This is a genomic window from Streptomyces sp. NPDC050161 (assembly GCF_044460025.1).
Lineage (GTDB): Bacteria > Actinomycetota > Actinomycetes > Streptomycetales > Streptomycetaceae > Streptomyces.
On record NZ_JBITJM010000006.1, the window covers coordinates 99,586 to 120,117 of the forward strand.

Here is a 20,532-nt window from a genome sequence, read left to right on the forward strand (position 1 = left end):
TCTCTGATCTACGTACATATCTCTGAACGCCGTCACGCTAGAGCAGCTTTCCCGCGCCGGTCAAGGGCCCGAAACCACCGCGTCGCGAGCCGAACTGGCCGCCCTGGCCGGTGTCTTGACCTGCCCTGATCCGCGTCCCTACCGTGTCCACACATCTGAATGCTGTCCGCGCATACAGCCTTGCAGCTCAGCCCGAGGAGCCCGCCCATGACCGCACCCCGCACCGTCCTGCTCACCGGCGCCGCCGGCGGACTCGGCACCCTGATGCGCGCGTTGCTGCCGCCGTACGGCTACCGGCTGCGGCTGTTCGACCAGCGGCCGATCGCGGACGCCCCGGACGCGATCACCGCCGACCTCGCGGACACGGACGCGCTGCGCGAGGCGGTACGCGGCGTCGACGCGATCGTCCATCTCGCGGGCATCTCCCTGGAAGCGCCCTTCGAGAAGATCCTGCGGTCCAACATCGAGGGCACCCACCACCTCTACGAAGCGGCCCGCGAGGAAGGCGTCCGCCGGGTCGTCTTCGCCTCGTCGAACCACGCCGTGGGGTTCACGCCGCGGCCCGCCGACGGATCCGCCGCGATCCCCGTGGACACCCCGCGCCGCCCCGACACCTTCTACGGCCTGTCCAAGGGCTTCGGCGAGGACCTCGCCTCCCTCTACTGGGATCTGCACGGCATCGAGACCGTCTCGCTGCGCATCGGCTCCTGCTTCCCCGAGCCGACGACCGTACGGATGCTGTCGATCTGGCTGAGCCCCGCGGACTGCGCGCGGCTGCTGCACGCGGCCCTGACCGCGCCGCACGTCGGCCACACCGTCGCCTACGCCTCGTCGGCCAACACCCGGCTGTGGTGGGACCTGTCGAGCGCCCGCGCCCTCGGGTACGCGCCGCAGGACGACTCCGAACCGTACGCGCCCGCCCTGCTCGCCGCCCAGGGCGCACTCGACCCGGACAACCCCGAACACACCCATATCGGCGGGGCGTTCTGCACCGACCCGCCCATCTGGCCGCACTGACCGGGGCGCGCGGCGGGGCCGCCCGCGCCCCCGGCCCGCCATCCGCTGCGGCCGATCCGCCGCCGCACGCAACGCACCGCCCTCGGCACGCGTCCTTCAGGGCACAACACCACATCCGAAACACCACGTCACACCGGCAGCGCCGCCATACGGGCGGCGCATCGCAACAGCGCACGGCGCGGCGGCAGATCAGCGCGGCACCGCGCAGGAACGAGGAAACGCACCATGGGTATCGTCAGCTGGCTCGTACTGGGACTGGTCGCCGGCGTGATCGCCAAGGTCCTGCTCCCGGGACGCGACCCGGGCGGGCTCGTCGGCACCACCCTGATCGGCATCGTCGGCTCCTTCATCGGCGGCTGGCTGTCCGTCAAGATCCTGGACCGCCCGATACCGAAGGACATCTTCGACCTCTCGACCTGGATCGCGGCCATCGCCGGCGCCCTCGTCCTGCTGATCGCCTACCGGCTGCTGTTCGGCAACTCCCGCGACCGGCGCTGAACGGCCCGGCCGGGCGGGCGGCGCGGGAGGCCGCCGATCGACTGTGGGTAATGGAACCGTAAAAGCCGGTCGTTCGTTACTGCTGGCATGACCGCTATGACTCCTGGCTCGAACCTCCCGCTCACCTCCGCGCGGGTGGCGGTGGACGTCACCGCCCCCGCGCGGCTGGATGTGTCGGGCCTGTTGCTCACCGCCGACGGCAAGGTGCGCTCCGACGACGACTTCGTTTTCTACAACCAGCCCAGCGGCCCCGGTGTGACCCACAGCTCCGGGGCGGCGGGCGGTGGCGACACCATCACCGTCGACACCGCGGCGGTGCCCGACACCATCGAGAAGATCGTCGTCACGGCGAGCCTGGACGCGCCCGGCGCCACCTTCGCCGGTACGGAACCGACCGGCACCGTCCGCAACGCCGATGACGGCAGCGTGCTCGCCTCCTTCACCCCGCCGCAGCTCGGGGCGGAGACCGCGCTGGTGGTCGTCGAGATCTACCGCCGCAACGGCGCGTGGAAGGTGCGCGCCGTCGGCCAGGGCTACGCCGACGGGCTCGCCGGGATCGCCACCGACTTCGGCGTCAGCGTCGAGGAGCCCGAGCCGCAGGCCGCGCCCGCCCCGCAGCCGCCGGCCGGTCCGCCGCAGGCCCCCGCGGCGCCGCCCGCCGGCCAGTGGGGGCCGCCCACCGGTGCCCCGGCGCCGCTCGCCCCGCCGCCCGCCGCACCCGTGGCCCCGCCCGCCGCGCCTCCGGCGCCGCCCGCACCGGCCCCCGGCGCCGGCAAGATCAACCTCGACAAGGGCCGGGTCAGCCTCCAGAAGAACCAGACCGTCTCCCTGGTCAAGGGCGGCGCCCCGCTGCTCAGTTCGGTCGCGATGGGCCTGGGCTGGGAGCCCGCCTTCCGCGGCAAGGACATCGACCTGGACGCCTCGGTCATCGCCTACGGACCGGACCGCAAGAAGGTCGCCAACTGCTTCTTCGGCCGGCTCCAGGTGCTCAACGGCGCGATCCAGCACTCCGGCGACAACCTCACCGGCGACGGCTCGGGCGACGACGAAGTGATCACCGTCCACCTCGGCGGCATCCCCGCCGAGGTCACCGGCCTGGTCTTCACCGTGAACTCCTTCTCCGGACAGAAGTTCACCGACGTCGCCAAGGCGTACTGCCGGCTCACCGACGCCACGACCGGCGAGGAACTGGTGCGCTTCGACCTGACCGGCGCCGAGCCGCGCACCGGCGTGATGATGGCCAAGCTCATCCGGCAGTTCTCCGGCGAGTGGGAGATGACGGCCATGGGCGAGTTCGTCGACGCACGCACGGTCCGCGGCATGGTCAAGCCCGGCGCCGCCGCGCTCTGAGCCCACCGCGGCGCCCCGGAGGACCCGCCGGCCCGCGGGTCCTCCGGGCCCACGGGTCCTTCCGGGGCCCGCGCCCGTACGCCGCTCGGCCCGTACCGCCCGCTGCGCCCGCGCCGCTCAGCGCCGGTCCGCCGCCTCCCGCCGGCCACCGCCCGCGCCCGCCAGGCCCGCCACCCCGGCGAGACGCTCGTAGGACTCCAGCAACGGCGCCCGCTCGTAGGTGCTGGTCGTGACCAGCACCTCGTCCGCCGCGGTCTCCTCGATCAGGGTGCCCAGCGCGTCGGCGACCTCCTCGTCCGTGCCGTACAGCTGCCCGCGCAGCGCCGCGTCGTAGAAGCCGCGCTCCCGCTCCGGCATGGCCGCTGCCGCCGCCTCGGCCTCCGCCGCGGGCCGCAGCGGAGGGAAGACCCCGTGGGTACGCGAGTGGGCCAGCGCGTACGCCTCCGGGAGCAGCAGCCGACGGGCCTCGGCGGCGCTGCCGGCCACCGCGACGGTCCCCGAGACGACGACGTACGGCCGGTCCCACAGCACCGAGGGGCGGAAGGCCGCGCGGTAGCCGTCGATCGCCTCCCGCATGCGCTGCCTGCCCCGGACGTCCCCGATCACCAGCGCGAGCCCCGCCTCGGCGGCCGACTGCGCGCCCGCGCCGGTGGCCAGCACGAACGCGGGCACCCGCAGCCCTTCGGCGGGCCAGGCGTGCACCTGCGGGTGGCTGCGCTGGGTGCCGGTGAAGTAGCCGGTCAGCTCGGCCAGCCGGTCCCCGAAGTCCTCGGCGGCGTCCTTGCCAGCGCCCAGGGCGCGGCGGATGCCGCCGGTGAACCCGACGGACCTGCCCAGGCCCATGTCGATCCGGCGGGGGAAGAGCGATTCCAGCACCCCGAACTGCTCGGCGACGACCAGCGGCCGGTGGTTGGGCAGCATCACGCCGCCGGTGCCCACCCGGATCACGGACGTCGCCGCGGCGACCGCGGCGGCGAGCACGGTGGGCGCGGAGCCGGCCACCCCCGGCACGCTGTGGTGCTCGGACACCCAGAAGCGGTGGTAGCCGAGCCGTTCGGCGTGCCGCGCCAGCGCCACGGTGTCGCGCAGCGCGTCCGCCTGCGGATGCCCCTGCCTGGTGCGGGACCGGTCCAGGACTGAGAATCGTGTCGTCCGTATCGTCGAGCTCACCTCCCCTTCAACACCCGCGCGCGCCCAGGATTCCGCCCACCGTGCCGCACGGCCGGCACCCCGCCCCCGCCCCGTACGTCACGGCCTGCACGAGGAGCGTGTGATGACGCAGCAGCCGCCCCCGGACGACGCCGGTCACCCGGAAGGCCCCGACCTCCCCGACCGGGTCACCAAGGTCTACGGCGACTTCGACCTCAGCACCGTCGCCGCCTTCGCCGGCGGCTTCATCAACTTCGGCTACTGGGCCCGGATGCCGCACGCCAAACACCACGGCCCGCTGACCGAGGCCGACCGGATCCGCAGTGAGCAGGACCTCTACCGGCTGGTCCTCGACACCTTCGCGCGCACCGAAGGCTGCGACGCCCTGGAGGTCGGCTGCGGCCGTGGCCTGGGCAGCGCGCTGGCCCTCCAGGAGTACGGCTTCGCCTCGGTCACCGGCCTGGACGCCCACCCCGACCAGATCGCCCGCGCCCGCCGCACCCACCCCGACCTGTCGGAGCGTCCCGGCACCGGCCGGCTGGAGTTCGTCCGCGGCGCCGCCCAGCGCATCCCGCTGCCGGACGCCTCCGTCGACTGCGTCTTCTCCGTGGAGGCGGTGCAGCACTTCCGCAATCTGCCCGGCTTCGCGCAGGAGACGGCGCGGGTGCTGCGCCCGCACGGCCGGCTGGCGCTGACCACCTTCTTCGCCCGCACCCCTGAGGCCGCACGGGAACTGCCCGGCCTGCTGCCCGCGTTCGCCGACGGCCTGGACGTGCCGCACGTCGTCGACGAGGTGACCCAGGCGCTCGCCGGCGCCGGTCTCGCACACGTGCGGATCCGGTCCGTCGGGCACGGCGTCTGGGAGTGCTACGACCGCTACATGGCCGAGCGTCCCGAACTCCGCGACAAGTGGCCGCGCCGCTATCTGACCGCGTACCGGGACGGCCTGCTGGACTACTACCTCCTCACGGCCGCCGCCACGGGCCGGTGACCGCCGGCCTGATGCCGGGGGCCGGGAGCCACGCAGGACAGCGCCTTCAGCGTCAGGGTCCGGCACCGCGGGTCGTAGAACCAGACCTGCCCGTCGTGCTGCACGGGACTCTCCTCGCGGGCGAAGGACGACACGACGTACGCGCCGCCGTCGGCCCACCGGAGCCCTTCCGGCTTCCGTGCCCTGGTGACGTCCCCGTCGTCGAACTGTTCGCGTACCGGCACCGTGCGGGCGTCGCGGTCGGGGACCTCGATCCAGTCGACGCCGTAGACCGTGCCGGGCCGGGTCGCCCGCGAGAGGTCGTCGACGAACCGGCCGCCGGAGTCGATGCACCGGGGGGCGGCCAGCACACCGGCGTCGTCGGCGAGGGTGCGCAGCCGCCCGCGGCCGTGCGCGAAGCTGCGCGGCGGGGTCCAGCGGTAGAACAGGCCGTTGGGGGTGCCGGCGTTCTCGGTCAGGTAGAGATGGCCGCGGCGGGGGTCGACGGCCACCGCTTCGTGGGCGTAGCGGCCCAGTGCCTTGAGGGGGCGGGGATCCCGGCCGGCGGCGAGGTCGAGCGGATCGACCTCGAAGACGTAGCCGTGGTCCTTGGTCATGCCGTGTTGACCGGCCTTGTCCTCGGTCTCCTCGCAGGTCAGCCAGGTGTCCCAAGGGGTGCGTCCGCCCGCGCGGTTGGTGGACGTCCCGGCGATGCCGACATGCTCGCCGACCGGGGTGCCGTCCTCGGCGACCTCGACGACGGTGCAGCCGCCGGCCGCCGCCGGGTCGTAGACCAGCCCTTCGGCGAGCGGCACCGGGTGCGGCCAGTCGGCGCGCGGGCCCTTCAGCTCGTGGTGGGTGACCAGCAGGGTGGTGCCGCGCGGGCCCGCGAAGGTGCCGGAATGCTGAGTGAAGTCTCTCCGGGTGAGCGGCATTGTCATCTCCTGGACGGCCGGTTTCTGCTCCCCTGTGCCTGCGCACACCGTCCCGCGCGGCGGCGAACGCCGGTTGAACGGGGCGCGTCGGCCGGGAAGCGGTTGCCCTTCGCCGGGTGGTGCCCCTGGTGCCTCCGCCCCCGCGCCGGAAACCCCCGGACACGCCGACGGGCGGCGCCGGCACCGTCCGTGCCCGCACCGCCCGTCCCGCCCGTTCCGGCTCCCGCCGGAGTCAGCTCCCGGCGCGGGACCGCGCCTTGAAGGCGGCCTTGCGGGCCTCCTTGGCGGCCTTCTTGTCCGGGTGCAGCCGGCCCATCGCCTCCAGGACGTCGGCGGTGGCCGGGTGGTCCACCCGCCAGGCGGCGTCGAAGAACCCGCTGTGCTGGCCGGTCAGCCCCTGGACCAGTTCGCGCAGCTCGGCCGCGTCCTCGTCGGCGGTGCCCAGCTGCGCCGCGATGGTGTCGACGGTCAGCCAGAAGATCATGTCCTGGGAGGGCTCGGGGATGCCGGGCAGCCCGCGCTCGGCGAGCCAGACCCGGGCGAGGCCGCCCAGCTGCCGGTCGTCCAGGACGTCCCGCAGCGCGGGTTCGGCGTCCGGTGAGACCAGGGACAGCGTCTGCTGTGCGGCCAGCCTGCGCAGCGGGGCGCGCTCGTCGTCACCGCGGGCGGCGGCGAGCAGGTCCTGCGCGGCGTCCGCCGGGGTGCGGGCGGCGAGCCACTGCTCGGACTCGGCCTGGGCGATGGCCTCGGGGTAGTCGGGCAGCGCGTCCAGCAGGACGTCGGCGCCCTTGTCGGTGAGGTCGCCGAGCGCCGGGGCGTCCACGCCGGCGTCCAGCATCCTGGCGCGGACGGCGTAGATGCCGAGCGGGGTGAGGCGGACCAGGCCGTAGCGGGAGACGTCCTCCTCGTCGAGCGGCTCGGCGGCCTTGACCGTCTCGCCGTCCTCGTCCATCTCCTCGATGAGCGCCTCGTCGACCGGGGTGTACGCCACCAGGCCGATCGGCTCCAGCACCCGGAACTGGTCGTCCAGGCGCATCATCGCCTCGGAGACCTCTTCGAGCACGTCGTCGGTGGGCTCCTCCATGTCGTCAGGGACGATCATCGAGGCGGCCAGGGCGGGCAGCGGGACGTCCTGGTCGGGGCCTTCGCTCAGGGCGGTGAGCAGGTAGAGGTTGCCGAGGATGCCGTCGAGCAGCTCGGCCTCCTCCTCGGGGTTCCAGTCGATCGCGTCGAGGTCGAGTTCGCCGCCCTCGGCGAGCTGGTCGGCGATGTCGGAGAGGTCGGGGGCGACCGCGTCGGCGAGCACCGTCTCCATGCCGCTGAGCCAGATGTCGAGGACGTCCTGGGGGCTGCCGGAGGTGAGGTCGGCCAGCTCTTCGCCGGGGGTCGCGATGCCGACGGCGACGCTGTCGGTGCGCCCGGCGTCCGGCGAGCCGTCGGCCGTACCGCCGTCGGTGTCGTCGGTCTCCTCGATCTCCACCAGGCCGGTGTCCACGGCGAGCTGCCACGCCTCGGCGGTGAAGCCGGGGCCGTCCTCGTCGGCGGCCAGGCCGAGGTGCGCGGTGGCCGCCGCCAGGGACTCCTCCAGGATCTCGCCGCCGACGCCGACGGGTACGCCGGGCTCGGCCCAACGGGCCAGTGCGGCGGCGCGGGCCATCAGGGGTGCGCTCAGCGCGTCCCGGGCCAGTTCCGCTTCGGAGTGCAGCCGCACCGGCGGCAGGGTCGGGCGGTCTGCGGACATCTGGTGCTCAGCTCCTCGAACGGACTACGGCTCGTGCGACGCCCAAGCGTAGACGGAATTCTCCGTATCCCGGACGGTTCACCCGCCCGCCCCCCGCCGGTCACCTCGGACGTCTTGACAACTCCCTTGCGCACACAAGAGATTGACGCGCGTAGAGAGCGCCGGTCCCGCTCCGTACGCATCGCCGTCCGCCCCGTTCCCTCTCCATCGGAGGCTCTCCATGCCGTCCCGTCGCCCCTTCCGCAGGCCGGCCACCGTCGCCGCGGTGGCCTGCACCGCGCTCGCCACCGGGCTGCTCGCACTCCCGCAGACCGCCGCAGCCGCGGGCACCCGGATCCACGACATCCAGGGCAGCACCCGCATCTCGCCGCTGGCGGGCCGGCAGGTCAGCGGTGTCCCCGGCACGGTCACCGCCGTCAGGTCGTTCGGTTCGGCCCGCGGCTTCTGGGTGCAGGACCCGCGTCCCGACGACGACCCGGCGACCAGCGAAGCGGTCTTCGTCTTCACCGGAAAGGAGACGCCGAAGGTCGCCGTCGGGGACGCGGTCACCTTCACCGGCACGGTCAGCGAGTACTACCCGGGCGGCAAGGACGCCGGGCTCCAGTCCGTCACCGAGATCACCGCGGCGACCTGGAAGGTCACCGCGTCCGGCACCCCGCTGCCGGCCGCCTTCCGCCTCGACGCCGCCGCGATACCGCAGCGTTACGCCCCCGACGCCGGCGGCAAGAGCATCGAGCCGCTGCCGCTGCGCCCCGGTTCGTACGCCCTGGACCGCTACGAGTCCCTGGAGGGCATGCGGGTCGCGGTGGCCGACGCGCCCGTCGTCGGCCCGACCGGCAGCCACCACGAACTGTGGGTCACCACCGAGCCGCGGCACGCCCGCACCGCCCGCGGCGGCGCGCTCTACAGCTCGTACGCGGACCCCAACTCCGGCCGCGTCAAGGTGGCTTCGCTGCTCCCCCTCGACCAGCACCCGTTCCCGGCGGCCGATGTCGGCGACGAGCTGACCGGCACCACCGAGGGGCCGCTGGACTACGACAGCTTCGGCGGCTACACGCTCCAGGCCACCGCGATGGGCAAGGTCACCGACCACGGGCCGGCCCCCGAGACCACCCGCAAACAGCAGGCCGACGAGCTGGCGGTGGCCACCTACAACGTCGAGAACCTCTCCCCCGCCACCCCGCAGGCCAAGTTCGACCGGCTCGCCCAGGCACTGGTGCACCACCTGTCCGCGCCGGACGTGGTGGCCCTGGAGGAGGTCCAGGACGACAACGGTCCCACCGACGACGGCGTGGTGTCCGCCGGCGCCACCCTCAAGAAGCTCACCGACGCGATCAAGGCGGCCGGCGGCCCGGCGTACGAGGCGCGGCAGATCGATCCGGCCGACGACCAGGACGGCGGGCAGCCGGGTGGCAACATCCGGGTGGCCTTCCTCTTCAACCCCGGCCGGGTGTCCTTCACCGACATCCCGGGCGGTGACGCCACCACCCCGGTGCGGGCGGTCGACGACCACGGCAGGGCCGCGCTCTCCGCCTCGCCGGGCCGGATCGCGCCCGAGGACCCGGCGTGGAAGGACAGCCGCAAGCCGCTGGTCGGCCAGTTCTCCGTCAAGAACCGCCCCGGCAGCCGGGTGTTCGTGGTCGCCGACCACTTCAACTCCAAGGGCGGCGACCAGGGCCTGGACAGCCGTTTCCAGCCACCGGCGCGCAGCTCCGAGACCCAGCGCACCGCACAGGCCCGCCTGGTGAACGGCTTCGTCAAGGACCTGCTGGCCAAGGACCCGAAGGCCGACGTGGTGGTGGCGGGCGACCTCAACGACTACCAGTTCTCGCCCGCCCTGAAGGCCCTCACCGACGGCGGGGCGCTCACCGACCTCGTGAACGGGCTGCCGCGCGCCGAGCGCTACGGCTACGTCTACCAGGGCAATTCGCAGGTGCTCGACCACATGCTCACCAGCAGCCACCTGGCCAGGACCGACTACGACATCGTGCACATCAACGCCGAGTACGCGGACCAGGCCAGCGACCACGACCCGCAGGTGCTGCGGATCCGGCCGTGAGCAGCCGCGGAAGGACGTGAAGGACGCAGCGGCGCGGCAGGCGGCCGGTGCCGGTCAGGGGCTCCCGGCGCGGCTCACCAGCCGTCAGGTCCCGGCCCTGCGGACCGGCCAGGCCCGTGCGGCGGCTGCGGTCGGCCCGGCGCCTGCCGCGGTCCTTCCTCCGTCGTGAACCGCGGGGGCGGCGGCCCGAATCCGCCGCCGGGCGCGGCCGGTGCCTGCGGGTGCCGGGCGGCGGCCGGTGTCTGCGGCGGGCCGCCCGCCTGCGGCTGCCCGTAGGGGCCGGGCCCGACCGCGCCCGTGCCGTCGGCCGGTACCTCCTCCTCGTCCGGCACCAGATCCCGCACCAGCAGCGTCGCGCCGGCCACCGCGCCCGGCATCAGGACCACCGCGACGAACGGGATGAGGAACAGCAGCACGATCGGGGTGCCGAAGCCGACGGCGAGCGCCTTGCGTCCGCGCAGCAGCCGCAGCCGCTCGCGCACCGGGATGTCGCGGCGCTGCATCGCCACCGACGTCAGCTCGACGGCGAGGAAGAAGCCGGAGACGCAGAAGCCGATCGCCGGGATCACGGTCTGCCCGACGAACGGCACGAAGCCCAGGACGAACAGCACGATCCCGAACGGCGCGGCGCGCAGCAGCACATGGACGCTGTCCCGCAGCGCGATCCCGATCTCCCGCCACAACGGCCGGTCGGGGCTCCGGGGGCAGCGCCCCTCGGACTCCTCGACCTTCTCCGACAGCGCCTCGTAGAACGGGTCGCCGATCAGCAGTGTGACCGCGGTGAAGGTCAGCACGGACAGCAGCAGCCCGGCGGCGACGAGCAGCGCCACGAACAGGCCGCGCAGCAGGCCCTGCCACGGGGAGCCCCAGCCGTCGGCGAACGGCGTGGCCCAGGCGGCGATGTCGCCCGACCACAGGACGAGCACGGTGAGCACGGCGGCGTACAGCACGAGGGTGATCAGCGCGGGGATCAGCCCGAAGCCCCACCAGCGGCCGTGTCCCGCGACCCAGCGCTGGCCCCTGCCCAAGTACCGCATCCCCGCTACAAGATCACGCATGGCACCACCCTACGGTGGCGCGGGGTTCACGTGACACGCCCATGCCAGTATTGCCCGGCCGCCGCGGACGCCTGGCCGTGTCCCGCGACCACCCGCAGCCGGCCGCCCGCGAGCCGCGCGAACACGCCGAAGCGCACCGTGTCCCGCCCCGCCGCGCACCCGGCGCAGGCCCCGGCCAGCGCCCGGCAGCCGGCCCGCCCCGGGCCCGCGTCGACGAACACCTCGGGCGGCAGCCCGCAGCCGCACGGCCCGACGTGCACGCTCCGCACCCGCTGGCGCGCGTACCGCATCCCCCGCTCGTACCGGATGCGACCGCCGAGCGCCGTGATCTCCAGCAGCGCGGTACGCCGGTGGGCCGCCGCGCGGGTCAGGGCCAGGGCGTCGGCGCGGCGGTGCAGCGCGTGGAATCCGCAGTCGCAGCGCGGCGCGGGGCTGGGGTGCCGGCGGCCGTACGCGCAGCGGGCGTCGGCCAGGACGCCGTACGGGAGCGCGCCGCCGACCGAGACGCCGGTGAATCCGGCGCGGGTGCCGTCGCAGGACAGCAGGGGGTGGGCGAGCTTGTAGCCGCGCGCCGGTCCTTCGGGCCCCGGCTCCGGTGGACACGGCCGCGCCGATGTGCCGGTGAACTCCCCGCCCAGCCGCATGGCGCCTCCCGGTACGGCCCGTCGGAGACCGTCCCGCCATGGTGGCCCCGCCGCACCGCGTGGGCACCGGCGCGTTCCGGCCATCGCGCCCTAGGGGCCGCCGGACGCAGCGCGCCCCCGTACGGTCCGTCTCCGGTCCGTACGGGGGCGCCCGTGCGGGCGGGGCGCTGTGCCGCCCCGCGCCGCGCGGTCAGTTGTGGCTGTGCAGCACCTCGTTGAGGCCGTCCCACACCGCCTTGTTCGGCCGGGCCTCGACCGCGCCGGTGGTGGAGTTGCGGCGGAAGAGGATGTGGTCGGCGCCGGACAGTTCCAGCGCCTTGACGATCTGGCCGTCGGGCAGGGTGACGCGGGTGCCGGCGGTCAGGTACAGGCCGGCCTCGACGATGCACTCGTTGCCGAGGGCGATGCCGATGCCGGACTCCGCGCCGAGCAGGCAGCGCTCGCCGATCGAGATGATCTGCTTGCCGCCGCCGGACAGGGTGCCCATGGTGGAGGCGCCGCCGCCGACGTCGGAGCCGTCGCCGATGACGACACCGGCGCTGATCCGGCCCTCGATCATGGAGGTGCCCAGCGTGCCGGCGTTGAAGTTGACGAAGCCCTCGTGCATGACGGTGGTGCCGGCCGCGAGGTGCGCGCCGAGGCGGACCCGGTCGGCGTCCCCGATCCGTACGCCGGTGGGCACGACGTAGTCGGTCATCCGCGGGAACTTGTCGACGCTGGTGACCTGGAGCGGCAGCCCGGCGGCGCGGGCGTTCAGCCGCACCGTCTCCACCTGGTCGACGGCCACCGGGCCGAGCGTGGTCCAGGCGACGTTCGCCAGCAGCCCGAACTGGCCCTCCAGGCTCTGCCCGTGCGGCTTGACCAGCCGGTGGCTGAGCAGGTGCAGCCGCAGGTAGACGTCGTGCGCGTCCAGCGGCTTGTCGTCCAGCGAGGAGATGACCGTACGGACGGCCACGACCTCGACACCGCGGACCGGGTCAGGCCCGATGGCCTTCGGCGCCGCGGCGCCGAGCAGCTCGGCGGCGCGCTCGCCGGTCAGGCGCTCGGTGCCGGCCGGGCCGGGCGAGGCGGCCAGCTCGGGCGCCGGGAACCAGGTGTCGAGAACGGTGCCGTCGGGAGTGACGGTGGCGAGCCCGGCGGCGACGGCGCCGGTGGTACGGGGGGTAGCAGCATCGGTCATGCCGAAAACCTAACCGGAGGGCGCCCGCCGAGGCGAACCGGTCTCAGCGACCGGCCGCCTCGGCCCGTCATTCCTCGCCCAGCACACCGGCCAACCCGGCCCGCACGGTGGCGCGTTCGAAGGGCAGCCCGGTGAGCAGGTGCTGGAGCAGCAGGCCGTCGGTGAAGGCCACCACGGCGCGCGCGGTCGGTACGTCGCCGATGCGCCGGGCGAGCAGCCGCACCATGCCCTCCAGGCACTCGGCGGCGATCGGCCGGACCGCTTCGTGCCGCAGCGCCGCCAGGTACAGCTCGTACTCCAGCTCCACCCGGGAGCGGTCGCCCGCCAGGCTCTCCTCGATGAGCCGGGTGACCTCGTCGGCGAGCGGCACCGCGGGGTCGATGCCGTCCGCCCAGCGCGCGAAGTCGGCCAGCCAGCCGCGGTTGACCTGTTGCAGGGCGGCCACCAGCAGTTCGTCGAGCGTCGCGAAGTGATACGTCGTCGAGCCCAGCGGCACGTCCGCGGCGGCGGCCACCGCGCGGTGGCTGAGTCCGGCGATGCCGCGCTCGCCGACCACGCCGATCGCCGCGTCGATCAGGCGCTGGCGCCGGTCCGGGTCGTAGCGCCGCGCCATCAGTGCGCACCGCCCAGATTCAGCACCACGACACCGGCGATGACCAGCAGCACCCCGAGGATCTTCAGGGCGCTCGCGCTCTCCCCCAGGAACACCATGCCGATCGCCGCGACCACCGCGGTGCCGGCTCCGGACCAGATCGCGTAGGCGGTGCCGATGCTCATCGACTTGAGGGTCTGGGCGAGCAGCGCGAAGGCCACGAGGTACCCGGCCGCGGTACCGAGCGAGGGCCACAGCTTGCTGAAGCCTTCGCTGTACTTCATCGCGGTGGTCGCGAGTATCTCGCAGAGGATCGCGCCGGACAGGGTCAGATAGGCCATGCGTACGAGCGTACACAACGATGCGTACGGATGTACATAGCCGCACGGGCCCGCAATCCCGCCCCCGAGCGCAGAAACGGCCCTGCCCGCCAGAGGTCTGGCGGGCAGGGCCGTAAGAGCGCGACGGGCGCGGGAATCAGACGTTGAACCCCAGGGCGCGCAGCTGCTCGCGGCCGTCGTCGGTGATCTTGTCCGGGCCCCACGGGGGCATCCAGACCCAGTTGATCTTCAGCTCGTTGACGATGCCGTCCGTGGCGGACTTCGCCTGGTCCTCGATGACATCGGTCAGCGGGCAGGCCGCGGACGTCAGCGTCATGTCGATGGTGGCGATGTTGGAATCGTCGACGTGAATGCCGTAGATCAGGCCGAGGTTGACGACGTCGATGCCCAGCTCGGGGTCGACGACGTCGTACAGCGCCTCGCGGACCTCTTCCTCCGAGGCCGGCTTGGTCAGGGTGTTCTCGGGCGTTTCGGTCATGCGGTCTTCGCCTCCTCGGAGAGGGCCTTGGCCGTGGCGTCCTTCCAGGCCATCCAGCTGAGCAGCGCGCACTTCACGCGCGCCGGGTACTTCGAGACGCCGGCGAAAGCCACCGCGTCCTCCAGCACCTCTTCCATCGCGTCGTCCGGCTCGATCTTGCCCTTCGACTGCATCAGCTCCAGGAACGTCTCCTGGATCCGCTGCGCCTCGCCGAGCTCCTTGCCGACGAGAAGGTCGTTGAGCACCGATGCGCTGGCCTGGCTGATGGAGCAGCCCTGCCCTTCGTAGGACACATCGTCAATGGTCGTGCCGTCGTACTTCACGCGCAGGGTGATCTCGTCCCCGCAGGTGGGGTTGACGTGGTGCACCTCGGCGTCGCCGTCCCGAAGACCGCGCCCGTGCGGGTGCTTGTAGTGGTCCAGGATGACGTCCTGGTACATCGAATCCAGCTTCACGACTCTGTCAGTCCTCGTCCTCATCCGCTGTGCGTGATCAACCGCTGTGTTGTCTAACCGAAGAAGTTGCGGACGTACTCCAGGCCCTCGACCAGGGCGTCGACCTCGGCCGGGGTGGAGTACAGATAGAACGACGCCCGCGTGGTCGCAGGAATTCCGTACCGCAGGCAGACCGGCCGCGCGCAGTGGTGACCGACCCGGACCGCGATGCCCTGCTCGTCGAGCACCTGGCCGACGTCGTGCGGGTGGATGTCGCCGAGCGTGAAGGAGATCGCCGCGCCGCGGTCCTCGGCCGTGCTCGGGCCGATGATGCGCAGGTCCGGGACCTCCAGCAGCCGCTTGACGGCGTACTCGGTGATCACGTGCTCGTGCTCGGCGATCCGCTCCATGCCGATGCCCGAGAGGTAGTCCACGGCCGCGCCGAGGCCGACGGCCTGGGCGATCGGGGGCGTACCCGCCTCGAACTTGTGCGGCGCGGGCGCGTAGGTCGACGAGTGCATCGACACGGTCTCGATCATCTCGCCGCCGCCGAGGAACGGCGGGAGGTCCTCCAGCAGTTCCTGGCGGCCCCACAGCACACCGATGCCGGTCGGGCCGCACATCTTGTGGCCGGTGAAGGCCACGAAGTCGGCCTGGAGCGCCTGGACGTCCAGCACCATGTGCGGGGCGGCCTGCGAGGCGTCGATGAGGACGAGCGCGCCGACCTCCTGCGCCCGGCGCACGATCGCCTCGACCGGGTTGATCGTGCCCATCAGGTTCGAGACCAGGGTGAACGAGACGATCTTCGTCCGGTCCGTGATGACCTCGTTGATGCCGGACAGGTCGAGGCGGCCGTCGTCGGTGAGGCCGAACCACTTCAGCTTCGCGCCGGTGCGCTGCGAGAGCAGCTGCCACGGCACGATGTTGGAGTGGTGCTCCATCTCCGTGATGACGATCTCGGTGTCGCGGTCGACCCGGTAGGGCTCATCGGCCCAACCGAGCATGTTCGCCACGAGGTTGAGCGACTCCGAGGCGTTCTTGGTGAAGATCACCTCGTCGCGGCTCGGGGCGTTGATGAAGGCGGCGACCTTGTCGCGGGCGCCTTCATACAGAGCCGTGGCCTCCTCGGCGAGCACATGGACGCCGCGGTGGACGTTGGCGTTGTAGCGCTCGTAGTACTCACTGAGCACGTCGATGACCTGGCTCGGCGTCTGGGACGTCGCCGCGCTGTCCAGGTAGACGAGCTGCTTCCCCTCATGGACCTCGCGGGCCAGGATCGGGAAGTCCTTACGGATCGCCTCGGTGTCGAGGAGGCCGGGCATCTGTGTCACGCGTGTGCGCCACCCTTCGTGTACTCCTCGTAGCCCTCGGCCTCCAGCTTGTCGGCCAGCTCGGCGCCACCGGACTCGGCGATGCGGCCGTTGGCGAACACGTGCACGTGGTCGGGCTTGATGTAGCGCAGGATGCGCGTGTAGTGCGTGATCAGCAGGGTGCCGACCTCACCGGTCTCGCGGACGCGGTTGACGCCTTCGGAGACGGTGCGCAGGGCGTCGACGTCCAGGCCGGAGTCGGTCTCGTCGAGGATCGCGATCTTCGGCTTGAGCAGCTCCAGCTGAAGGATCTCGTGGCGCTTCTTCTCACCGCCGGAGAAGCCCTCGTTGACGTTGCGCTCGGCGAAGGCGGGGTCCATGGACAGGCGCTCCATGGCCTCCTTGACCTCCTTGACCCACAGCCGCAGCTTGGGGGCCTCGCCGCGGATCGCGGTGGCCGACGTCCGCAGGAAGTTGGAGACGGAGACGCCGGGGACCTCGACCGGGTACTGCATGGCCAGGAAGACGCCGGCGCGGGCGCGCTCGTCGACGGACATCTCCAGGACGTCCTCGCCGTCGAGGGTGACGGTGCCGCCGGTGATCGTGTACTTGGGGTGACCCGCCAGCGAGTAGGCGAGGGTCGACTTGCCGGAGCCGTTGGGGCCCATGATGGCGTGCGTCTCGCCCTGCTTCACGGTCAGGTCGACGCCCTTCAGGATCTCGCGCGGGCCGTTCTCGGCCTCGACGGAGACGTGCAGGTCGTGGATCTCAAGCGTTGCCATGGGGAACTCAGGACTCCTGGGTGACGGAGACGAGCACGGATGCGTCCGGGCCCTCTCCTTCGATCTTGACGGGGTAAACGGGGACGGGGCGGGTCGCGGGGAGGCCGGACGGCTTGCCGGTGCGCAGGTCGAAGCTCGAACCGTGCAGCCAGCACTCGATCGAGCAGTCCTCGACCTCGCCCTCCGACAGCGAGACGTTCGCGTGCGAGCAGATGTCGTTGATCGCGAACACCTCGCCCTCGGTACGGACGAGGGAGACCGGCGTGCCGTCGATCTCCACCCTCTTGGGGGTGTCCTCCGCCAGCTCGCTCAGCGCCGCCACGCGTACGTAACTCATGCCGCGGACGCTTCCAGCTCGGCCTCGATCTTGCTCATGAGGCGCTCCTCGACGTCCGGCAGGCCGATCTGCTGGACCAGCTCGGCGAAGAAGCCGCGGACGACCAGCCGGCGGGCCTCGTCGGCCGGGATGCCGCGGGCCATCAGGTAGAACAGCTGCTCGTCGTCGAAGCGGCCGGTCGCCGACGCGTGTCCCGCGCCGACGATCTCGCCGGTCTCGATCTCCAGGTTGGGGACCGAGTCGACCCGCGCGCCGTCGGTGAGGACGAGGTTGCGGTTCAGCTCGTAGGTGTCCGTGCCGGTCGCGGCTGCCTGGATCAGCACGTCGCCGATCCAGACGGCGTGCGCGTCCTGGCCCTGGAGCGCGCCCTTGTACGTGACATGCGAGCGGCAGTTCGGCGCCTCGTGGTCGACCATGAGGCGGTGTTCCTGGTGCTGGCCCTGCTCCGTGAAGTACAGGCCGTACAGCTCGGCCTCGCCGCCGGGGCCCGCGTAGGTGATGCGCGGGTGCAGCCGGACGAGGTCGCCGCCGAAGGTGACCACCACGGACTTGAAGGTGGCGTCCCGGCCGACCAGCGCGTTGTGCTGGCCGACGTGCACGGCGGTGTCGTCCCAGTCCTGGACGGAGACGACGGTCAGCTTGGCGCCGTCGCCGATGAGGAAGTCGACGTTGGCGGCGAGCACGGCGTCGCCGGTGTGGTCGATGACGACGACCGCCTCGGCGAACGCGCCCACCTCGATGACCTGGTGGCCGAAGGCGGTGCCGCCGTCGCCCTGGACGGCGATCCGGATCGGCTCGTCGAGCTGGGCGTCCTTGGGCACCGAGAGGACCGAGGCCTTCTCGAAGGAGCTGTACGCCTGGGCGGCGACGCGGTCCACGGGCTTGCCGGCCTTGCCGACCCGCGGGTCGTCGCGGCCCACCAGCTCGTGGGTGACGCCCTCCGGCGCCGTGATGTTGATCCTCAGGTCCGCGCCGCCCGCGACGGCGCTGCCGTCGTGCAGGCCCTTCAGGCGCGCGAGGGGCGTGAAGCGCCACTCCTCCTCGCGGCCGTGCGGCACCGGGAAGTCGGCCACGTCGTAGGACGGCGGCGCGCTCATCCGGGTGGCAACGGTGGACTCCGCGGCCACCGCGATGGAACCGGTGGTCGTGGAACCCGCCGGGATGTTCTGAGCCTCAGCCATGGCTGTCGTCGTGCTCGCTTTCTGGTTGCGATACTCGGCCTTCCCGCAGGAAGGCCGCCGCGTCGGTCAGGGTTCTTCCGTGGCCGTCAGCCGACCGCGCCTTCCATCTGCAGCTCGATCAGCCGGTTGAGCTCCAGCGCGTACTCCATCGGCAGCTCACGGGCGATCGGCTCGACAAAGCCGCGCACGATCATCGCCATGGCCTCGAACTCCGTCAGGCCACGGGCCATCAGGTAGAAGAGCTGGTCCTCGCTGACCTTGGAGACGGTCGCCTCGTGCCCCATGGAGACGTCGTCCTCGCGGACGTCGACGTAGGGGTAGGTGTCCGAGCGGGAGATGGTGTCCACCAGCAGGGCGTCGCACAGCACGTTGGACTTGGAGCCCGCCGCGCCCTCGCCGATCTCGACCAGACCGCGGTAGGAGGTACGGCCGCCGCCTCGCGCCACCGACTTGGAGACGATGTTGGAGGAGGTGTTCGGCGCCATGTGGACCATCTTGGATCCGGCGTCCTGGTGCTGGCCCTCGCCCGCGAAGGCGATGGACAGGGTCTCGCCCTTGGCGTGCTCACCCATGAGGTAGACCGCGGGGTACTTCATGGTCACCTTGGAGCCGAGGTTGCCGTCGACCCACTCCATCGTCGCGCCCTCGTAGGCGACGGCGCGCTTGGTGACCAGGTTGTAGACGTTGTTCGACCAGTTCTGGATCGTCGTGTAGCGGCACCGGCCGCCCTTCTTCACGATGATCTCGACGACCGCGGAGTGCAGCGAGTCCGACTTGTAGATCGGCGCCGTGCAGCCCTCGACGTAGTGGACGTAGGCGTCCTCGTCGACGATGATCAGCGTCCGCTCGAACTGGCCCATGTTCTCGGTGTTGATCCGGAAGTAGGCCTGGAGCGGGATGTCGACGTGCACGCCCTTGGGGACGTAGATGAACGAGCCGCCCGACCACACGGCGGTGTTCAGCGACGCGAACTTGTTGTCGCCGACCGGGATGACCGTGCCGAAGTACTCCTGGAACAGCTCCGGGTGCTCCTTGAGCGCGGTGTCGGTGTCCAGGAAGAGGACGCCCTGCTCCTCCAGGTCCTCGCGGATCTGGTGGTAGACGACCTCGGACTCGTACTGCGCGGCGACACCGGCGACCAGGCGCTGCTTCTCCGCCTCCGGGATGCCCAGCTTGTCGTAGGTGTTCTTGATGTCCTCGGGCAGGTCCTCCCAGGAGGCGGCCTGCTGCTCGGTGGAGCGGACGAAGTACTTGATGTTGTCGAAGTCGATGCCCGACAGGTCCGAGCCCCAGTTCGGCATGGGCTTCTTGTCGAACAGCTTCAGGCCCTTGAGACGGAGCTTGAGCATCCACTCCGGCTCGTTCTTCTTGGCCGAGATGTCGCGGACGACGGCCTCGGAGAGCCCGCGCTTGGCGGAGGCGCCGGCCACGTCGGAGTCGGCCCAGCCGTATTCGTACTTACCCAGTCCCTCGAGCTCGGGGTGAGCAGTCTCCGTGGGGAGCGTCATGCGGGGTTCCTCCCGGCCGTGCTTGCAGATGCGGTGGTGGTCTTGGTGCTGTGAGCGTTCTTGCCGGCCTTCGGAATGAAGGTCGTGCACACCCCGTCGCCGTGGGCGATCGTGGCGAGACGCTGTACGTGGGTTCCCAGCAGACGGGAGAAGACCTCGGTCTCCGCCTCGCACAGCTGCGGGAACTGCTCGGCGACATGGGCGACCGGGCAGTGGTGCTGGCAGAGCTGTTCACCGAGCTGGGAATTGGGCGCGCTGCGCGCCGTAGCAGCGTACCCGTCCGCGGTCAATGCCTCGGCAAGGGCCCGGGTGCGGGCCTCGGGCTCGGCGGACTCCATCGCCCGGCGGTAGCCCTCGGCCTGGGCGGCCAGACGGGCACGGGCGAACGCGGCGACCGCCGCCTCCCCCAGCTCGCCGCCGCCCGCGGTCTGCGCAATCCAGCGCAGCGCGTCGGAAGCCAGCTCGTCGTAGGACTGGTCGAAGGCGTCCCTGCCGCAGTCGGTGAGCGCGAACGCCCTGGCGGGACGGCCGCGGCCACGGGCTCCGTAGACCCGCTTCTCGCGGGGCTCGACGACGCCGTCGGCGGCCAGCGCGTCCAGGTGCCTGCGCACCGCCGCCTGCGTCAGCTCCAGGCGGAGCGCCAGCTCGGCCGCGGTGGACGGGCCGTGGTCGAGGATGGAGCGGGCGACCTTGTTACGGGTGCCCTGCTGCTCGTCCTGCGGGGAGCTCGCGCCGGCGGCACCCTGGGCGGGCCGCTCGGGCGCGACGGCAGTCGGCCCGGCGGTCTCGTCGACCGCGGGCCCCTTCCGGTCCTCGCTCGCGTATTTCACAACGCCATTGTTGCGTAATTCGTCAAGCCGATACAACCCTTGCCCGGCCTGCGGACTGGTGGTCTCGATCACTTAGGGTTACCTAATCCGGCCCGCCTCCAGGCCACCGGAAGCCCGCAAGGAAGGGCATCGCACACC

General features: G+C 72.1%; 20 protein-coding genes and 1 pseudogene. 5 read left to right on the forward strand and 16 right to left on the reverse strand.

What is annotated here, in order from left to right; translation table 11 throughout:
- Positions 1-207 precede the first annotated feature (207 nt).
- From ACIBK8_RS12845 to ACIBK8_RS12855, 3 genes are all read left to right on the forward strand, one after another.
- Positions 208-1,017 (forward strand): NAD-dependent epimerase/dehydratase family protein, encoded by an 810-nt coding sequence (locus ACIBK8_RS12845; protein ID WP_399041777.1) that lies wholly within the window; start codon positions 208-210, stop codon positions 1,015-1,017.
- Positions 1,018-1,242: 225 nt separating this feature from the next.
- Positions 1,243-1,515, forward strand: a complete 273-nt coding sequence (locus tag ACIBK8_RS12850) for a GlsB/YeaQ/YmgE family stress response membrane protein (RefSeq protein WP_393679203.1) — start codon at positions 1,243-1,245, stop codon at positions 1,513-1,515.
- Positions 1,516-1,611: 96 nt separating this feature from the next.
- Positions 1,612-2,865, forward strand: coding sequence for a TerD family protein (locus ACIBK8_RS12855; RefSeq protein WP_399042071.1), 1,254 nt, complete (start codon positions 1,612-1,614; stop codon positions 2,863-2,865).
- A 117-nt stretch (positions 2,866-2,982) separates the two neighbouring features.
- On the opposite strand, the gene ACIBK8_RS12860 is transcribed toward ACIBK8_RS12855, so the two are convergent.
- Positions 2,983-4,035: an MsnO8 family LLM class oxidoreductase gene (locus ACIBK8_RS12860; protein ID WP_399041778.1), complete on the reverse strand. Its 1,053-nt coding sequence runs from the start codon at positions 4,033-4,035 to the stop codon at positions 2,983-2,985.
- A 103-nt stretch (positions 4,036-4,138) separates the two neighbouring features.
- Between ACIBK8_RS12860 and ACIBK8_RS12865 the strand changes: the two genes are divergently transcribed.
- A complete protein-coding gene (locus ACIBK8_RS12865) occupies positions 4,139-5,005 on the forward strand; it encodes a class I SAM-dependent methyltransferase (protein ID WP_399041779.1) in 867 nt (288 codons plus the stop codon).
- A gap of 17 nt (positions 5,006-5,022) precedes the next feature.
- Here the strand turns inward: ACIBK8_RS12865 and ACIBK8_RS12870 are convergent.
- Both ACIBK8_RS12870 and ACIBK8_RS12875 read right to left on the reverse strand, forming a co-directional pair.
- Positions 5,023-5,883, reverse strand: a pseudogene (locus tag ACIBK8_RS12870) (alkaline phosphatase PhoX); the annotation flags it as partial.
- Positions 5,884-6,151: 268 nt separating this feature from the next.
- Positions 6,152-7,660: a hypothetical protein gene (locus ACIBK8_RS12875; protein WP_399041780.1), complete on the reverse strand. Its 1,509-nt coding sequence runs from the start codon at positions 7,658-7,660 to the stop codon at positions 6,152-6,154.
- A gap of 220 nt (positions 7,661-7,880) precedes the next feature.
- On the opposite strand from ACIBK8_RS12875, the gene ACIBK8_RS12880 reads away from it, so the two are divergent.
- Entirely contained in the window at positions 7,881-9,719 is a 1,839-nt protein-coding gene (locus ACIBK8_RS12880) for an endonuclease/exonuclease/phosphatase family protein (RefSeq protein ID WP_399041781.1), read from the forward strand.
- A gap of 74 nt (positions 9,720-9,793) precedes the next feature.
- Here the strand turns inward: ACIBK8_RS12880 and ACIBK8_RS12885 are convergent, their stop codons facing one another.
- The 13 genes from ACIBK8_RS12885 to ACIBK8_RS12945 form a co-directional block, all read right to left on the reverse strand.
- Complete coding sequence (locus ACIBK8_RS12885) at positions 9,794-10,777, reverse strand: EI24 domain-containing protein (protein ID WP_399041783.1); 984 nt, start codon at positions 10,775-10,777, stop codon at positions 9,794-9,796.
- Positions 10,778-10,803: 26 nt separating this feature from the next.
- Positions 10,804-11,421 carry a hypothetical protein gene (locus ACIBK8_RS12890; RefSeq protein ID WP_399041784.1) on the reverse strand — a complete coding sequence of 206 codons (618 nt, stop codon included), beginning with the start codon at positions 11,419-11,421 and terminating at the stop codon, positions 10,804-10,806.
- Between the two features lie 190 nt (positions 11,422-11,611).
- Entirely contained in the window at positions 11,612-12,601 is a 990-nt protein-coding gene (gene dapD, locus ACIBK8_RS12895; RefSeq protein ID WP_399041785.1) for a 2,3,4,5-tetrahydropyridine-2,6-dicarboxylate N-succinyltransferase, read from the reverse strand.
- Positions 12,602-12,668: 67 nt separating this feature from the next.
- Complete coding sequence (locus ACIBK8_RS12900) at positions 12,669-13,214, reverse strand: TetR/AcrR family transcriptional regulator (protein ID WP_393679216.1); 546 nt, start codon at positions 13,212-13,214, stop codon at positions 12,669-12,671.
- Positions 13,214-13,534 carry a DMT family transporter gene (locus ACIBK8_RS12905; protein WP_399041788.1) on the reverse strand — a complete coding sequence of 107 codons (321 nt, stop codon included), beginning with the start codon at positions 13,532-13,534 and terminating at the stop codon, positions 13,214-13,216. The genes ACIBK8_RS12900 and ACIBK8_RS12905 overlap by 1 nt, the downstream gene beginning before the upstream one ends.
- Positions 13,535-13,670: 136 nt before the next feature.
- A complete protein-coding gene (locus tag ACIBK8_RS12910) occupies positions 13,671-14,012 on the reverse strand; it encodes a metal-sulfur cluster assembly factor (RefSeq protein ID WP_393679219.1) in 342 nt (113 codons plus the stop codon).
- Complete coding sequence (sufU, locus tag ACIBK8_RS12915; protein WP_227045783.1) at positions 14,009-14,467, reverse strand: Fe-S cluster assembly sulfur transfer protein SufU; 459 nt, start codon at positions 14,465-14,467, stop codon at positions 14,009-14,011. Before sufU ends, ACIBK8_RS12910 begins: the two co-directional genes overlap by 4 nt.
- 53 nt (positions 14,468-14,520) lie before the next feature.
- Positions 14,521-15,777: a cysteine desulfurase gene (locus ACIBK8_RS12920; protein ID WP_399041790.1), complete on the reverse strand. Its 1,257-nt coding sequence runs from the start codon at positions 15,775-15,777 to the stop codon at positions 14,521-14,523.
- Positions 15,774-16,538, reverse strand: a complete 765-nt coding sequence (gene sufC / locus ACIBK8_RS12925) for a Fe-S cluster assembly ATPase SufC (RefSeq protein ID WP_393679221.1) — start codon at positions 16,536-16,538, stop codon at positions 15,774-15,776. Before sufC ends, ACIBK8_RS12920 begins: the two co-directional genes overlap by 4 nt.
- A 7-nt stretch (positions 16,539-16,545) precedes the next feature.
- A complete protein-coding gene (locus ACIBK8_RS12930; protein WP_393679223.1) occupies positions 16,546-16,875 on the reverse strand; it encodes a non-heme iron oxygenase ferredoxin subunit in 330 nt (109 codons plus the stop codon).
- A complete protein-coding gene (gene sufD, locus ACIBK8_RS12935; RefSeq protein WP_399041791.1) occupies positions 16,872-18,056 on the reverse strand; it encodes a Fe-S cluster assembly protein SufD in 1,185 nt (394 codons plus the stop codon). The genes ACIBK8_RS12930 and sufD overlap by 4 nt, the downstream gene beginning before the upstream one ends.
- Before the next feature lie 86 nt (positions 18,057-18,142).
- Complete coding sequence (gene sufB, locus ACIBK8_RS12940; RefSeq protein WP_129296988.1) at positions 18,143-19,564, reverse strand: Fe-S cluster assembly protein SufB; 1,422 nt, start codon at positions 19,562-19,564, stop codon at positions 18,143-18,145.
- Positions 19,561-20,394, reverse strand: coding sequence for a helix-turn-helix transcriptional regulator (locus ACIBK8_RS12945; protein ID WP_399041792.1), 834 nt, complete (start codon positions 20,392-20,394; stop codon positions 19,561-19,563). Before ACIBK8_RS12945 ends, sufB begins: the two co-directional genes overlap by 4 nt.
- Between the last annotated feature and the right edge of the window lie 138 nt (positions 20,395-20,532).

Excerpts from the sequence above, each read along its gene's own strand:
- ACIBK8_RS12880 (WP_399041781.1), top strand. The coding sequence starts at position 7,881 with ATGCCGTCCCGTCGCCCCTTCCGCAGGCCGGCCACCGTCGCCGCGGTG.
- ACIBK8_RS12930 (WP_393679223.1), bottom strand. The coding sequence starts at position 16,875 with ATGAGTTACGTACGCGTGGCGGCGCTGAGCGAGCTGGCGGAGGACACC.
- ACIBK8_RS12850 (WP_393679203.1), top strand. The coding sequence starts at position 1,243 with ATGGGTATCGTCAGCTGGCTCGTACTGGGACTGGTCGCCGGCGTGATC.
- sufB (WP_129296988.1), bottom strand. The coding sequence starts at position 19,564 with ATGACGCTCCCCACGGAGACTGCTCACCCCGAGCTCGAGGGACTGGGT.
- ACIBK8_RS12910 (WP_393679219.1), bottom strand. The coding sequence starts at position 14,012 with ATGACCGAAACGCCCGAGAACACCCTGACCAAGCCGGCCTCGGAGGAA.
- ACIBK8_RS12900 (WP_393679216.1), bottom strand. The coding sequence starts at position 13,214 with ATGGCGCGGCGCTACGACCCGGACCGGCGCCAGCGCCTGATCGACGCG.
- sufD (WP_399041791.1), bottom strand. The coding sequence starts at position 18,056 with ATGGCTGAGGCTCAGAACATCCCGGCGGGTTCCACGACCACCGGTTCC.
- ACIBK8_RS12865 (WP_399041779.1), top strand. The coding sequence starts at position 4,139 with ATGACGCAGCAGCCGCCCCCGGACGACGCCGGTCACCCGGAAGGCCCC.
- ACIBK8_RS12885 (WP_399041783.1), bottom strand. The coding sequence starts at position 10,777 with ATGCGTGATCTTGTAGCGGGGATGCGGTACTTGGGCAGGGGCCAGCGC.
- ACIBK8_RS12905 (WP_399041788.1), bottom strand. The coding sequence starts at position 13,534 with ATGGCCTATCTGACCCTGTCCGGCGCGATCCTCTGCGAGATACTCGCG.
- sufC (WP_393679221.1), bottom strand. The coding sequence starts at position 16,538 with ATGGCAACGCTTGAGATCCACGACCTGCACGTCTCCGTCGAGGCCGAG.
- dapD (WP_399041785.1), bottom strand. The coding sequence starts at position 12,601 with ATGACCGATGCTGCTACCCCCCGTACCACCGGCGCCGTCGCCGCCGGG.
- ACIBK8_RS12845 (WP_399041777.1), top strand. The coding sequence starts at position 208 with ATGACCGCACCCCGCACCGTCCTGCTCACCGGCGCCGCCGGCGGACTC.
- ACIBK8_RS12875 (WP_399041780.1), bottom strand. The coding sequence starts at position 7,660 with ATGTCCGCAGACCGCCCGACCCTGCCGCCGGTGCGGCTGCACTCCGAA.
- ACIBK8_RS12855 (WP_399042071.1), top strand. The coding sequence starts at position 1,612 with ATGACTCCTGGCTCGAACCTCCCGCTCACCTCCGCGCGGGTGGCGGTG.
- ACIBK8_RS12890 (WP_399041784.1), bottom strand. The coding sequence starts at position 11,421 with ATGCGGCTGGGCGGGGAGTTCACCGGCACATCGGCGCGGCCGTGTCCA.